Genomic DNA, 14,934 nt, shown 5'->3' with positions numbered 1-14,934 from the left:
GGGCGTCATGACCGCGCGCATTTTGGTAGTCGACGATATTCCGGCAAACGTGAAGCTTCTCGAAGCCCGACTTCTCGCGGAGTATTTTGACGTGCTGACGGCAGATGATGGCTACAAGGCGCTTGCGATTTGCGACAGTACCCACGTTGACCTGATCCTGCTCGATATCATGATGCCAGGCCTGGATGGCTTCGAGGTCTGCGAGCGGCTGAAAGCCAATCCGCGCACCGCCCATATTCCGGTCGTCATGGTGACCGCGCTTGATCAGCCGTCTGACCGTGTGCGCGGCCTGAAGGCCGGTGCCGACGATTTCCTGACCAAGCCGGTCAACGACCTGCAGCTCATCTCGCGGGTGAAAAGCCTGGTGCGGTTGAAGACGCTGAGCGACGAATTGCGCATTCGGGCCGACACTGCACATAATCTTGCGCTCGAGGACATCCTGAAGGGCACGGACGGTCGCGACGAACCGGCCCAGGTATTGCTTGTCGATGGCCGCGCGAGTTCCCAGGAGCGCATCATCAAGGCACTGAAGCCGGTGGCGGACGTGATCGCCATGTCGGATCCGCAGGCAGCACTTTTCGAGGCGGCGGAAAATCCGATCGATCTCGTGATCGTCAACGCCAATTTCGACGAATACGACCCCTTGCGTCTCTGCTCACAGCTTCGTTCTATTGAGCGCACCCGTTTCCTGCCGCTGCTTCTGGTGACGGACCTGGGCGCCGACGATGTCGTCGTCCGCGCGCTCGATCTCGGCGTCAATGACTACATCGTCCGGCCGATCGATCCGAACGAACTTCTTGCCCGCGTGCTCACGCAGATCAAGCGCAAGCGCTACAATGACCGTCTGCGCATGAGCGTCCGTCAGACGATCGAGCTTGCCGTGACCGACGGGCTGACTGGCCTCAACAATCGCCGTTATCTCGACAATCATCTGAAAGTGCTGTTCAACCGGGCAGCCGCGCGGTCCCGCCTGTTGTCCGTTTGCATCACCGACATCGACCGCTTCAAATCGGTCAACGATACCTACGGACACGATGCGGGCGACGAAGTGCTGAAGGAATTCGCCGCGCGTATCCGCTCGACGGTGAGGGGAGCCGATCTTGCCTGCCGCTACGGCGGCGAAGAATTCGTGGTCGTCATGCCCGATACGGACGCGGTTGCGGCGGCCGCAATTGCCGAGCGTCTTCGCGGCATCATCGAAAGCCAGCCCTTTGCCCTGAAGGCGGCCGGCGCCACGCTCAATATAACGGCCTCGCTTGGGATTGCCTGCAACACTTACGGCGCGGAGACCCCGGAGCAGCTCCTGAAGCAGGCCGACCGCGCACTCTACGAAGCCAAGTCGGGCGGCCGTAACAGAGTGGTCGCGGCTGCTGCGTAAGAGCTGTATAAGAGAATTGTCTTGCGGACGGTAATGCAGCCATGCGCGCGAGTTGGGCGCTGTGGAAAAAGCCATTTGATCTATCAATTTTTATAGGCCAGACCAATTTTTTGCGGGTCGGAATTGGTGTAAGAATTTTTATGAATAGTAGTCGGGAAATCCAGCTGCAGTGCAGCATCCGGGTGGCTGCGGATGTATCCAAGGTGTCTTCAGATCAGTTGCACGAGAATAGATAAGCCAATTGGCTCTCAGGTTTTGTCGGTCTTGGAGGGATAGACAGCGCCTGTTCAAGATATTCTTAGGCACTGTCGGCCAATTTCTAAGATTCCAGAACCATCGGGAAACAAGATATCATGGATATGTTTTTTGATGAATATTCGAAAGCACTCAGCAGCGTGTTCTTTCGGCGCCGATTTTAACCAACAACCAAAACAGATCAAATTCCGAATTAAGAATCTGTTGATTTTCTTCCCATTTTGCGCAATTTTGACCGCAATAAAGAAAGAACTCCCGAAGGGGAGATCAATACCCCATGATGCTCAGGTCCGCCGCATCTCCTGGGTCGTGGGGTCGGTCGACCGGCAGGCATGCCAAAGCGGTTCCTCGTGCCGTGATTGCAGGCTGGTCGACCCCCGTTTGAAGGCGCCGCTCCAAGGCCATGGAGCGGCGCCTTTCCGTTTCCGGGCAGCCTGCCACATCCTGAGCACAGTTTTCGGAAAAAAGACAAAAAGAAAAGGCGCCTGGGCCTGTCGGCCAGCGCCTTCCGACAACCATACGATCAAGCTTACTTGATCTTGGTTTCCTTGAATTCGACGTGCTTCTTGGCAACCGGATCGTACTTGGTTTTCGTCATCTTGTCCGTCATCGTACGGCTGTTCTTCGTCGTGACGTAGAAGAAACCGGTGTCAGCCGTCGACAGCAGCTTGATCTTGATGGTCGTAGCTTTCGCCATGGTGGTTCTGCCTCTGAGAAAAATGAAGCCGTGGACGCGGGTAAGCTCCACGGCAAAATCTGGCGCGAAATTACAAATCGCGCCCGAAAAGTCAACTCCGTTTTGACCGGAAAAGTATCCGGCAGGCGGAAACAGCGACATAGAAGCCGAAGAATCCCGCAAGCGCCCAGGCAAAACCGTCATTGCCGGCGACATCGATGGCCGCCCCGATCCCCTGTGGACCTGCCACCGTACCGACGGCATAACAGAAGATGAAGGCAGCATTGGCGGCGGCGAGATCCGGCCCGCTGAGACGCGCTCCCAGATGCGCAAGTCCTACCGTATAGAGGCCGGACACGCAGCCGCCCCAGAAGAACAGGACGACCGCCATCATCAGCCAGTTCTGGATGAGGAAGGGCAGTGCGAGCGAACCGATGACGCCGAGGACCGCCATGGCAGTCAGCAGAGGGCGCCGGTCCTTGAGTTTGTCGGAGAAAAGGCCGAGCGGGATCTGGAAGGCCATGTTGCCGATACCCATTACGGTCAATAGCACGGCCGTCTGGGGCTCGGTGAGAGATTCGCGAAGCGCATAGATCGGAAAGAGTGACAGGCCACCTGCCGAGACCGCACCGAAGGCGAAGACTGCCGCGGTCGCCGTTGGCACCAGGAAGATATAGTGAAAGAAATGCCGATCCGGCTTCGTATCCAGCACGGGACTTTCATGCCGGGCAATGAAGATCGGGATAACGGCGAGCAGAATGACGCCTGCGCCAACCAGGAAAGGCAGGACACCGTCGCTGCCCAGCGCAGAGAAGAGCAGCGGGCCGATCGCGAAGCCGATCGCCAGCACGGTCGCATAGATGCCGAGCACAAGGCCGCGGCGGCGCGGCGGAGCCGCTTCGTTGATCCAGAATTCCGACAGGATGAAGAGCGTCGTCGTCGCGCCATGGAAGGTGAAGCGGAGCGGAAACCACATCCAGAAGTCATCTGCATAATAGAAGCCGATAGCGCTCAAAGCCGCGATCAGCACGGCCAGCATCATGGTCTTTGCGACGCCGTGGTCATGCGCCAGCTTGGTGGTGACGGGAGCGGCGAACATGGAGGCGATGCCGGCCATGGCCGCGTTCAGTCCGATCAAGGTCGACGGTATGCCACGTTTTTCAAGGATGATGCTGAGGAGAGGCAAACCGAGGCCGATGGCGATGCCGACCGCGCTGATGGCGGAAATGGCGGCCATCAGCGACGGCCAGTGTATTTCCTCGACATGGCCGTTGGCGTCAGTCGTCGGCTGAGGCATTCATTATTCCTTACAGTCGGCTGCGGACGAATCGTCCGTGACGCATGAAGTAGAAGGAGACCGGACTGCCAAACGGTAAAGATGGATCGGTAGCCATCAGGTTTCGCACATCCTCCAATACCGCCTGCGTGATGCGCGGGAGTTTCAGACCGTAAAGCTCTGCAATGTCAAGCCAGCGCACATCCTGAAGTTCGCTGGAATCCTTGAGATGCCTCATGTCGAACAGGGTCTCGTCCGAAAAGGCGAGGAAGAAGCGGGTGTCGTAGCGTCGCACGTTGCCGGGCGGCGTGATCGCACGGGCGACATAGCGCAGCCGCGAAAGATCCGCAGCCGCAACCCCTGCGAGACCGGTTTCCTCATGGAGTTCCCGCAAGGCCGCCAGCGCCAGCGCCCGCGCTCGCCTTGATGTCATGCGGGCTGAGGTGCCGGCAAGCAGCTTTTCGGAGACGAGCGGGTCGAGATCGGCGCTGAACGGGAGCGTATGGTCTCCGGCATCGCGCCGCCCGCCGGGAAAGACATAGACATCCGGCATGAAGACATGTCCACTGCCGCGCCGGCCCATCAGCACCCGCGGCCTTTCCGCAGAACGATCGATCAGGATCAGCGACGCAGCATCCTTGGGTCTCACGCCCGCAATCCGGGCATGTTTCAGCGCGTCCATGGCGGATGGCGCGTCTTCCTCGGCGGATGAAATCATGAGATCGGCCCGCCTCGACCGGGATCGGTGGCCTCGTGGTCCGTGCCTCCGAAGCCGTGCATCTTCAGCGCCCATTGCAGGCCGATGACGCCGCCCTTGATCGGCTGGATCGTAAGAATCGCGGCAAGAATCGCGAGCGGCACCCAGATGGCAAGATGCACCCAGGGCGAGACGCGGAAGGCCATGTCGGTCAGCATGTAGCCGGTCAAAAGCACGTGGCCGACCACGAGGATGACGAGATAGGCCGGCAGGTCGTCGGCGCGGTGGTGAAAGATTTCCTCGCCGCAGACGGCGCACGCATCGACCGGCTTTAGGAAGGCCCGGAACAGACGGCCGTCTCCACAATGAGGACAGCGGCAAAGCATACCTCGCCTGATCGAGCGTCCCAGCGGCCGTTCAGGCTCCCGTGCTCCGCCGTATCGGATCGCCTGTTCGCCCTGTTGTACCATTCCTATCTCCTTCGGCCGCTGCGCGGCGGCCGGGTTCCGGGGTTTGCCCGGCCGGTGGATCGGCCGCGCCGCCCCGATTTGTGGAAGGAGCGGATCGCGGTTGGCAGTTTCTTGCCCTCGCTCAGCATTTCGAACCGTAGCGCGCCGGCAAGCGGAATTGCCTCCGCAAGCCGCACATCGACCGCATCGCCGAGCTGATAGCCCAGACCGGTTTTCTCTCCGGACAGCGCTTGATGCGCTTCGTCGTAGATGAAGTAGTCGTTGCCGAGCGTGGATATAGGGATGAAACCATCTGCGCCATAGGTCGGAAGCGAGACAAATAGTCCCGATTTGGTCACGCCGGAAACGCGGCCTTCGAATTCCTCGCCGATGCGGGTCGAAAGATGGTGGGCGATCAGACGGTTGATCGTATCGCGTTCAGCCGCCATGGCGCGGCGTTCGAATGTCGAAATCTCGGCGGCAATGTCGTCGAGCTGGGCTTCCTCTTCCGCGCTGATGCCGCCTTCGCCAAGCCCCAATGATCCGACGAGCGCACGGTGCACGATCAGGTCCGCATAACGGCGGATCGGCGAGGTGAAATGCGCGTATTTCATCAGGTTGAGGCCAAAATGGCCGATGTTCTCCGGGCTGTAGATCGCCTGGCTTTGGGAGCGCAGCACCATTTCGTTGACCATGGTCTGGTGTGGGGTGTCGAGCGCCTTGGCGAGGATGCCGTTGAAGGAATTGGCGCGAAGCTGTCCGCCCTTGACCATCGAGATGCCGATCGTCGCCAGAAATTCCCGAAGCGCTTCCTGCTTGGAAAGCGCCGGCGTGTCATGAATACGGTAGACCAGCGGTTGGCGCTTCTTCTCCAGCGTTTCGGCGGCGGCGACGTTCGCCTGGATCATCATCTCTTCGATGAGCTTGTGGGCGTCGAGCCGATCGGGCACGAAGACGCGGTCAACGGTGCCGTCGGGCTTCAGAACGATCTTGCGCTCCGGCATGTCAAGCTCGAGCGGCTGACGGCGGTCGCGCCCGCGTTTGAGCACCGAATAGGCATGCCAGAGCGGTTTCAGGATTGGTTCGAGCAGCGGCCCGGTCTTGTTGTCCGGCCGGCCGTCGATCGCGGCCTGCGCCTGTTGGTAGGAGAGCTTGGCCGCGCTCTTCATCATGATGCGATGGAAAGTGTGACCCGCCTTGCGGCCTTCCTTTGAGAACACCATGCGCACGGCGATTGCCGGCCGGTCTTCGCCTTCGCGCAGCGAGCAGAGGTCGTTGGAGATGCGTTCAGGCAACATCGGCACGACGCGGTCGGGGAAATAGACCGAGTTGCCGCGCTTCAACGCCTCGCGGTCGAGAGGGGAGCCGGTGCGCACGTACCACGAGACATCGGCGATCGCCACGGTGACGATCACGCCGTCCGGATTGTCGGGCGAGCGGTCCGGTTCGGCATAGACCGCATCGTCATGGTCCTTGGCGTCGGCGGGGTCGATGGTGATCAGCGGTAGGTCGCGCCAATCTTCCCGTTTCGCCATGGTGGCGGGTCTTGCCGCGGCCGCCTCGTCGAGCACGGCCTTCGAGAAGACATGCGGGATGCCGTGAGCATAGATGGCGATCATCGAGATCGCCTTTTCCGAAGCGACGGAGCCGATGACCGAGAGGACGCGCGCGCGCGGCAGGCCGAAGCGGCCGGAGCGGGCGACTTCCGTCTCGACCAGGTCGCCATCCTTCGCCTCGCCGAGATCCTCGCGCTCGATCACCATTTCCTCGCCGCGCCGGTCAGTCGGCAGCAGCCGGATTTCGCCGCTGGCAAGTTGTTTGACGACACCGAGCGAGGCATTGGTACGGCGGTCGATGAGTTTGATGATTCTGGCGGTATAGGCTGGCCCGGTGCGGTCCTTGTTCGGGAAGATTTTCGCCAGAACCCGGTCGTTTAGGCCAGCAGCCGGGACCTTGGCTTTGCCCCGGCCTTCCGACGGCTGCCGGATGAGTACGGCTGGAGCCACGCCGAGTTCTTCGTCCCATTCCGCCGGGCGTCCGATCAGGTCGCCGTCCTTGTCACGGGTCGTGATGTCGAGCACGGTGACCGGCGGCAGGGCGCCGGGACGCGAAAGCGACTTGCGGCTCTTGGTGAGGAGGCCTTCCTCTTCCAGCGTCCTGAGCAGGTCCTTGAGCTCAACCCGTGTCTCCCCTTTGAGCCCAAAGGCCTTGGCGATCTCGCGCTTGGAGGCGCGATCGGGGTTTTCGGCGATGAAGTCAAGCAGGACTTCGCGTGGCGGCACCGCGCCTTGAACAATGACGGGCTTCTCGCTCATCGAAGAGGTTTTCCCGCGCACGGTTCTGTCGGGGCGTCTGCCTGAAGGTCTCGATCTGTCGTGCGGTTCTCTCACGTTCCCGTCTTCTTCGCCTTGGGTGCCGCCTTCTTTGTTGTGGCCTTGGCTGCCGTCTTGGCCTTCGTCGCAGTCTTTTTTGTGTCGCCGCCGGCTTTGGCTGCGACTTTTTTCGGCTTCGTCTTGCCGGCCGAAGCCTTGCCGCCCTTTTCGACGATGAGGGCGATTGCCTGTTCCATCGTCACGCTCTGCGGGTCCATGCTCTTCGGTAGCGTGGCATTCACCTTGCCCCAGTTGACATAGGGGCCGTAGCGTCCGTCGCGCACGGTGATAGCTCCGCCGTCCGGATGGTCGCCGAGTTCCTTCAGCGCCGTCGGCGTGCCGCGGGTCCGGCCGCTCGCGCCGTTCTTGCTTTGCTTTTCGGCGAGAACGGTGACGGCGCGGTTGAGGCCGACGGTGAACACGTCCTCGACCGCTTCCAGGTTGGCATAGGTGCCGTCATGCAGCACAAAGGGACCGTAGCGCCCGATGCCGGTCGAGATCATCTTGCCGGTTTCCGGATGCTTGCCCACGTCGCGCGGCAGGTTGATCAGCGCGAGCGCCTTTTCGTAATCGATGTCTTCTGGCTTCCAGCCCTTTGGCAGCGAGGCGCGCTTGGCGTCCTTGCCGTCGCCGCGCTGGATATACGGTCCGAAGCGGCCGGAACGCAACGTGAGCTGTTCGCCGGTATGCGGATCGGCGCCGATCGCCTTCGGTTCGTTGAGGCCGTTCGCTTCTGCCTCCGCGCCCCCTTCGGAGGAAAGCTGGCGGGTATAGTTACATTCCGGATAGTTGGAGCAACCGACGAAGGCGCCGTACTTGCCGAGCTTCAGCGAAAGCTGGCCGGTGCCGCAGACCTGGCAGATGCGCGGATCGCTGCCGTCCTCGCGCTTCGGGAAGACGAGCGGTGCCAGCGCCTCGTTCAGCGCATCGAGCACGTTGGTGACGCGCAGCTCCTTGGTATCCTCGATCTGGGCGAAGAAGTCCTGCCAGAATTCGCGCAGCACCTGCTTCCAGTCGAGCTCGCCGGCGGAAATCTTGTCGAGCTTTTCTTCGAGATCGGCGGTGAAATCGTATTCCACGTATTTCGTGAAGAAGCTTTCGAGGAAGGCCGTCACGAGCCGGCCCTTGGCCTCCGGCACCAACTTTCGCTTGTCGATCGTCACGTATTCGCGGTCGCGCAGCGTCGTGAGCGTCGCGGCATAGGTGGAGGGGCGACCGATGCCAAGCTCCTCCATCTTCTTGATCAGCGAGGCTTCCGAATAGCGCGGCGGCGGTTCGGTGAAATGCTGGCTTGCATCCACCTTGCGCTTGTCGAGCTTTTCGCGCGCATTGATTTCGGGGAGGCGGCCATCTTCTTCATCCTCCTCGGTTTTATCGGCATCTTCACGGCTGTCGACATAGGCGGCGAGGAAGCCGTCGAAGCGGATGACCGAGCCAACTGCTCGCAGGCCGGCTTTCTGGCCGTTATTGTCCGCCAGAATCTCGACCGTAGTGCGCTCGATCTCTGCGGATGCCATCTGGCTTGCGATGCCGCGCTTCCAGACAAGCTCGTAGAGGCGGGCCTGGTCGGCATCGAGATAGCGGCGCACCTTGTCCGGCGAGCGGTTGAAATCGGTCGGCCGGATCGCCTCGTGGGCCTCCTGGGCATTCTTCGCTTTGGTGGAATAGAAGCGCGGCTTTTCCGGCAGGTAGCGGTCGCCGAATTGGTCGGCGATAGCGTGGCGGGCACCGTCGATCGCCTCCGGCGCCATCTGCACGCCGTCGGTACGCATATAGGTGATGAGACCGACTGTCTCGCCACCAATATCCACCCCTTCATAAAGCTTCTGCGCCACCTGCATCGTGCGCGAGGCATTGAAGCCGAGGTTGGAGGAGGCGGCCTGCTGCAGCGTGGACGTGGTGAAGGGCGGGCCGGGATTGCGCTTGACCGGCTTCGCCTCGATGGTATCGACCGTATAGGCGGCGCCATCGAGCAGTGTCTTCAGCCGGTTGGCTTCCTCGCCGTTCTTGATCGCGCGGCCCTGCAGCCGCTTGCCGTCGGCGGAAACCAGTTTCGCTTTGAACTCGTCGCCACGCGGGGTCCGCAGCAATGCCGAAAGGTTCCAGTACTCTTCCGAGACGAAACGCTCGATTTCCGTTTCTCGGTCGCAGACGAGGCGTAGCGCGACCGACTGCACGCGGCCGGCCGAGCGGGCACCGGGCAGCTTGCGCCATAGCACCGGCGAGAGGTTGAAGCCGACGAGATAATCAAGCGCGCGGCGGGCGAGATACGCATCCACCAGCGGCACGTCGATATCGCGCGGACTTGCGATCGCATCGAGCACGGCTTTCTTGGTGATGGCGTTGAAGACGACGCGCTCCACCGGCTTGTCGCCCAGAACGCGCTTCTTCTTCAACACGTCGAGCACGTGCCAGGAAATCGCTTCCCCTTCGCGATCCGGGTCGGTCGCGAGGATGAGGCCGTCCGAGTTTTTTACGGCGTCCGCAATATCCTTGATGCGTTTCTGCGACGCGCTGTCGACCTCCCAGGACATTTCGAAATCCTGATCGGGTAGGACCGAACCGTCCTTGGCCGGCAAGTCGCGGACGTGACCAAAAGAGGCGAGAACCTTGTAACCCGGGCCGAGATACTTGTTGATGCTCTTAATTTTCCCGGGAGATTCTACGACGACAACTTTCATCTTGCTTCTCTGCAAAAGAGGATTAGCCCGGAGGCGGAGGCTTCCAGGCGGAAACTTAGCCTCCCGACATGGAGGGCGTTTGCGCTGCGGTCAAGAGGCTAGCGTCAAATTCTGGGTTACACAAATTGCAATCTAAAGGCGTTTTGCAATTGGTTACAATTATAAGTGAATGCGAGATGGCCCGTCGCATACGGGAGATATTCACCATATGTGACACGCGGCCGCGTTTTTCCATAGGAGTAAAGCATCGTCCCTCAATATGAGGCGCACGGTCGGCGCGAGGACAAAACCAGACAAAACATCGCCAATATACGGCAGATGCTCGCAGACTTGCTGCAGTTAGCGCCGAGCGAGGGGCGGCGATCCGCAGGGGACATTTTGCTGACGGCAAAGTCTGACATTCGTTCCTCGGCTTCGTTCGGCAGCGTTTCCCAGGCGCGGTAGCCCGCAGCGGTGACAACGGAACGCCCGTCACCCCGGCTGATGTTTTTAACATTGAGGTGGTAGATGGCCACCAGCCTCTCCTCGGCACGCACGGGGTCCAGGGGGCCTGGCGCACCTAGCGGTTTCTCCGGACGCCGTGCGGCCGGTCAGGAAACCTCGCAGAGTATCGCCCATAGCTCAATGTGTCCGCTTTGGGCGATGCGTAGGTACGCGGTACGCATTCCTAAACGCTTGCGTTGATCGTTTTCAAGGAGACATTCGGAGGACGGCTTTGAGATACGACGAAAGCGGGCTGATTGATGCAGCTTGCCACCTCTATTATTAACACTATAGTGTTAGAAATAACATAAATATGGATATTAATAACATTATGGTATTACTTATAACGTCGTCTCATGCCCAGCGGAGGCTGGCTGGGCACGTCCGTGCCCGGCGACTGGCCATGGAATTGACACAGGAAGGGCTTTCCCGGCGTTCGGGTGTGCCTTTGCCGAGCCTCCGCAAATTCGAGCAGACCGGCATAATCTCGCTGGAGGCTTTCCTGAAGCTTCTCATGGTTGTCGGCGGGATGGAAGAGGTCGTGCAAGCTGTGGCACTGCAAGAGACATCCTTTGCCTCCATCGACGATGTCCTCAAGGCCGACGGTAACAAGGTTATCCGCAAACGGGGTCGTCGCTCATGAAAAACCACCCGTCCGCAACGGAAATCAGGGTGGGTCTAGATTTCGATGGCAAAGTCATCCCGGTCGGCAGGCTGGCGACCCGCGAGCGCCGGGTCTATTTCCAGTACGATGCCTCGTTTATCCGGAAGGGATTAGAGATTTCCCCGCTCCGGCTGCCCCTGAAGCCTGGGCTTATGAGCTTTGACAGCATGCTGTTCGAGGGCCTGCCGGGCGTTTTCAGCGACAGCCTCCCCGACGGCTGGGGACGGCTATTATTCGACCGCTTTGCGCGCTCCCAGGGCGTTGCGCCGGAGACGCTTACCCCTCTGGACAGGTTGGCGCATGTCGGTCGCACCGGCATGGGTGCCCTGGTCTACGAACCGGATTACAGCGCCGAGGATGCGGAACACGCCATTAACCTCGACGAACTGGCCCGGCAGGCGCAGGAGGTGTTGGAAGGGGCGTCGGAAGGAGTTCTTAAGGAACTGTTGCTCCTGAACGGCTCCTCCGCCGGGGCGCGTCCCAAGGCGTTGATCGGCGTGAATGCCGGGCGCCGGCGCATCTCGCACGGCGTGGCCCGGTTGCCGGACGGATTTGAGCACTGGCTGGTGAAGTTCGCCAATTCGCAGGATGGCAGCGATGCCGGGGCGGTCGAATATGTTTACGCCCTCATGGCGCGGCAAGCCGGTGTGGAAGTGCCTGATGTCCATCTCTTTCCAGCCCTGAGGAGTGCGGGGTATTTCGCAACCAAACGGTTCGACCGGGAGGGGGAGAAACGGTTGCATATGCACACCGCGTGCGGCCTGCTGCACTCTGATTTCCGCGTTCCGGCGCTCGATTACGAGGACTTGATTGCCCTGACGGGCCTGCTGACGAAAGATGTCCGGGAAATCGAAAAGATGTTCCGGCTGGCCGTGTTTAACGTGCTGGCCCATAACCGCGACGATCACAGCAAGAATTTCTCGTTCCTGATGGACGAGACCGGCCAGTGGCGATTGTCACCGGCCTATGACCTTACGTTCTCCAATGGGCCACGCGGGGAACAAAGCACCATGGTCATGGGGGAAGGGCGCAGCCCCGCCGCCGAACACCTGCTGAAGCTGGGCGCGGCCGCCAAGCTGAACAAGAAGGCGGTCGCCGACACGGTTGAACGGACGCGTCAGGCCCTGGCGCGGTGGCCCGAATTGGCGCGGGAGCATGGGGTCGGCAAGATGACCATCCAGCAAATCGGCAAGGCGATAGCCTGAGCCGCAGCAACTGGGTGAGTTATAGGATGTTGTTCTATAACTCATCCCCGCCAACGGCCTCCCGCAGGGCGGTTTTCATCACTTGGCGGAGGGTGACGGTTTCATGGTGCAGCGTGCTGCGCGACGGCACCTTACCGGTGTCCGGGTTGGCGCGCAGCCGCATCACGCGATACTCCTGCACCATGCCTGCGGTCACGGCGCTCAGGCCCTTGTCGTCGAAGTAGGGAATGAGGTGATTTGTCAGCCGCGCCTCGTGGTCCTTCACATAGCGGGGGTTCCGCTCGCCGTTGGTAATCGCCTCGTATTCCAGAAAGAACTGTTTGGCGGCGCCGGCGAAGGTCCGTTCCTTCTTCAACTGACCAGCCCGGCTCTTGCCCCTGAGTTCGAAATACCAATCCTCGGCAAACTCCTTCGCCTGGGACAGGCTGTCGGTTTTAGTGCTGACGCGCCATTCCTTGCCATTCGAATAGGTGGCGCACTGCCAGACGGAACTGTTCGGTCGGTCGCGGCTGCCCGCGAGCACGGCGATCGTGCCCGTCTCCGGGCTGGCGCGATGGGCGGCGGTATCGATCCCCCGGGCAAGGCCGGAGGTGACCGTATAGCCGGCGCGGCCGCACTCCCGGGCCATCGTCGCCGCAAATTTGGCGCCAGCGATCGAGGTGTTGCTCGGATCGTGCGCGTGGCGCCGCTGCGGGCGGACAGTTCCGGCAGCTTGGCGAGCGCATTTTCGGCCGAGCCGCAATGATTGGTAAGATCACGCAAGGTTGCAGGTTCGACATTGTCGGAACGGATCAGCCTCAACCAGGCGATCCTTTGTCATTTCAACACAATTCCCATCCGTCTTGCGCTGTCGTCCGGCATGTCGGTTGGTCCTCTACCCCTTTTGACCGATCTTGCTTTCCGTGCCCGCGATCAGCCGTTCGATGTTGGTCTTGTGCTTGTACCAGGAGATCAAGGTCATGATCGCCATCACGAGCGCGATCTTTGGTTCACCTATGAACCACAGCACAACCGGTATGACAAGAGTTGCAACCAGAGCGGAGAGGGATGAGTATTTGCTGAGCTTGGCAACTGACAGCCAGAGGACCGCGAAGATAAGGACCATCCATGGGGCGATACCCAGAAGCGTGCCGATATAGGTCGCCACACCCTTGCCGCCCTTGAAGCCGAGCCAGACCGGAAAGAGATGGCCGAGAAATGCGGCGAAGCCGGCAAGCAATCCCGCTTCTTTGCCGAGTAAGTACCAGGCAATCAGCGCCGCGGCGGTGGCCTTCAACGCGTCGAGCAGCAGGGTCGCAGCGGCGAGCTTTTTGTTGCCGGTCCTCAGCACATTGGTTGCGCCGATATTGCCTGAACCGATCGAGCGGATGTCGCCGAGCCCTGCAGCACGGGTGAGGAGGAGCCCGAAGGGGATCGAGCCGAGAAGATAGCCGAAGACGAGCGCGGCAAGCGCGATGGGCAGGGTGATCTGCCAGTTGAAAAGCTCACTCACGCCTTTTCCCCATCAAAGCGAATGAACACACTTGCCCGCCACGTAGGTCGCGACGGCTCGACCCGAGAAACGCGCGTCCTCGAACGGCGTGTTCTTCGAGCGGGACAGAAGCATATCCTTGGCGACGATCCAAGGTTCATCGAGATCGATCAGCGTGATATCGGCTTTTGCACCGGGTTTCAGCGTGCCGGCATCGAGGCCGAAGATCTGCGCGGGCCGGGTCGACATCGCGTCGATCAGTCGCATCAGCGGCACGCGGCCGTCGTGATGCAGGCGCAGCGCCGCAGCAAGCATGGTCTCGAGCCCGATCGCGCCGTCGGCGGCATCCGCAAACGGCAGGCGCTTGGTATCGACGTCCTGCGGGTCATGCGAGGAGACGATGATGTCGATCGTACCGTCAGCAACGGCATCGGCCATCGCCACGCGGTCGTCTTCGGCGCGCAACGGCGGCGACAGCTTGAAGAAGGTGCGATACTCACCGATGTCGTTCTCATTGAGCGACAGGTGGTTGATCGATACGCCGCAGGTGACATTGGCGCCGCGGGAACGCGCGACCCGCATGGCTTCGGCCGATTCCGTCACGGAGATCTTGGCCGCATGGTATTTCGCGCCCGTCAGGCCGGCGATCCTGAGATCCCGTTCGAGCGGGATGATCTCGGCTTCCTTGGGAACGCCGGACAGGCCCAGCCAGCTTGCGAAGAGGCCTTCGTTCATCACGCCGTTACCGAGGTATTTTTCACGCAGTTCCAGCGAGATTACCGCGCCGAACTCACGCGCATAGGTCATGATCCGGCGCAGGAGCAGCGTGTCGGAGAGCGCGCGGCGGCCGTTGGTGAAAGCGACTGCACCCGATTGTTGCAGCAGGCCGATCTCGGTCATCTCTTCGCCGGCAAGCCCCCTGGTGAGCGCCGCCGCCGGATGTACGTTGACGACCGCCTTGTCGCGGGCGGTCTTCTGCACGAACTCGATGAGCGCGATGTCGTCCAGCACCGGATCGGTGTCGGGCATCATGATGAAGGAGGTGATGCCGCCCGCCGCTGCGGCGCGGCTGGCCGATTCGATCGTCTCGCGGTGTTCCGCACCTGGCTCGCCGAGGTAGACGCGCGCGTCGACCAGACCCGGTGTGGCGACGAGGCCCTTGCAATCCTTGACGGTGGCGCCTTCCGGGGCGCCCTGGTTTTGCGCTTGCTTGCCGGCGTCGAGGATACGGCCGTCATCGCCGATGACGATCGTGCCGGTCTCGTCGAGATTGCGCGAGGGATCGATGATGCGGAGGTTCTTGAGGACGGTCGCGGTCATATGTCCG

At 61.0% G+C, this 14,934-nt stretch carries 12 protein-coding genes and 1 pseudogene; 3 read left to right on the top strand and 10 right to left on the bottom strand.

Annotation, left to right across the window (positions count from 1 at the left end):
- The first annotated feature begins 7 nt into the window (after positions 1-7).
- Complete coding sequence (locus ABK249_RS14795; RefSeq protein ID WP_037150132.1) at positions 8-1,378, top strand: PleD family two-component system response regulator; 1,371 nt, start codon at positions 8-10, stop codon at positions 1,376-1,378.
- Positions 1,379-2,162: 784 nt separating this feature from the next.
- Here the strand turns inward: ABK249_RS14795 and rpmG are convergent.
- From rpmG to ABK249_RS14760, 7 genes are all read right to left on the bottom strand, one after another.
- Positions 2,163-2,330, bottom strand: a complete 168-nt coding sequence (gene rpmG, locus ABK249_RS14790) for a 50S ribosomal protein L33 (RefSeq protein WP_003547442.1) — start codon at positions 2,328-2,330, stop codon at positions 2,163-2,165.
- A gap of 91 nt (positions 2,331-2,421) precedes the next feature.
- The gene (locus ABK249_RS14785) at positions 2,422-3,606 is read right to left on the bottom strand and encodes an MFS transporter (RefSeq protein WP_037150131.1); all 1,185 of its coding nucleotides are present in this window, start codon (positions 3,604-3,606) and stop codon (positions 2,422-2,424) included.
- Positions 3,607-3,616: 10 nt separating this feature from the next.
- Positions 3,617-4,267 carry an NUDIX hydrolase gene (locus ABK249_RS14780; RefSeq protein ID WP_227705107.1) on the bottom strand — a complete coding sequence of 217 codons (651 nt, stop codon included), beginning with the start codon at positions 4,265-4,267 and terminating at the stop codon, positions 3,617-3,619.
- Between the two features lie 32 nt (positions 4,268-4,299).
- The gene (locus ABK249_RS14775) at positions 4,300-4,752 is read right to left on the bottom strand and encodes a DUF983 domain-containing protein (RefSeq protein WP_037150129.1); all 453 of its coding nucleotides are present in this window, start codon (positions 4,750-4,752) and stop codon (positions 4,300-4,302) included.
- Positions 4,753-4,754: 2 nt separating this feature from the next.
- A complete protein-coding gene (gene rnr / locus ABK249_RS14770; protein ID WP_227702554.1) occupies positions 4,755-7,046 on the bottom strand; it encodes a ribonuclease R in 2,292 nt (763 codons plus the stop codon).
- 71 nt (positions 7,047-7,117) lie between these two features.
- Entirely contained in the window at positions 7,118-9,784 is a 2,667-nt protein-coding gene (topA, locus tag ABK249_RS14765) for a type I DNA topoisomerase (protein ID WP_227702555.1), read from the bottom strand.
- A 254-nt stretch (positions 9,785-10,038) separates the two neighbouring features.
- Positions 10,039-10,299: a hypothetical protein gene (locus ABK249_RS14760; protein ID WP_227702556.1), complete on the bottom strand. Its 261-nt coding sequence runs from the start codon at positions 10,297-10,299 to the stop codon at positions 10,039-10,041.
- A 371-nt stretch (positions 10,300-10,670) separates the two neighbouring features.
- Here ABK249_RS14760 and ABK249_RS14755 point away from each other — a divergent pair, with 371 nt between their 5' ends.
- Positions 10,671-10,910, top strand: a complete 240-nt coding sequence (locus tag ABK249_RS14755) for an XRE family transcriptional regulator (RefSeq protein WP_200883944.1) — start codon at positions 10,671-10,673, stop codon at positions 10,908-10,910.
- A complete protein-coding gene (locus ABK249_RS14750; RefSeq protein ID WP_037150121.1) occupies positions 10,907-12,136 on the top strand; it encodes a type II toxin-antitoxin system HipA family toxin in 1,230 nt (409 codons plus the stop codon). The genes ABK249_RS14755 and ABK249_RS14750 overlap by 4 nt, the downstream gene beginning before the upstream one ends.
- Positions 12,137-12,632: 496 nt before the next feature.
- On the opposite strand, the pseudogene ABK249_RS14745 reads toward ABK249_RS14750, so the two are convergent.
- The 3 genes and pseudogenes from ABK249_RS14745 to ABK249_RS14735 form a co-directional block, all read right to left on the bottom strand.
- A pseudogene (locus ABK249_RS14745) lies at positions 12,633-12,946 on the bottom strand (DNA-processing protein DprA); the annotation flags it as partial.
- Between the two features lie 64 nt (positions 12,947-13,010).
- On the bottom strand, positions 13,011-13,628 hold the full coding sequence (gene plsY, locus ABK249_RS14740; RefSeq protein WP_037150118.1) for a glycerol-3-phosphate 1-O-acyltransferase PlsY: 618 nt from the start codon (positions 13,626-13,628) through the stop codon (positions 13,011-13,013).
- Positions 13,629-13,640: 12 nt separating this feature from the next.
- Positions 13,641-14,927, bottom strand: coding sequence for a dihydroorotase (locus ABK249_RS14735; RefSeq protein WP_227705108.1), 1,287 nt, complete (start codon positions 14,925-14,927; stop codon positions 13,641-13,643).
- Positions 14,928-14,934: the final 7 nt, after the last annotated feature.

This window comes from Neorhizobium phenanthreniclasticum (assembly GCF_040066075.1).
Taxonomy (GTDB): domain Bacteria; phylum Pseudomonadota; class Alphaproteobacteria; order Rhizobiales; family Rhizobiaceae; genus Neorhizobium; species Neorhizobium petrolearium.
This window is presented reverse-complemented; position numbering and strand designations above follow the sequence as displayed.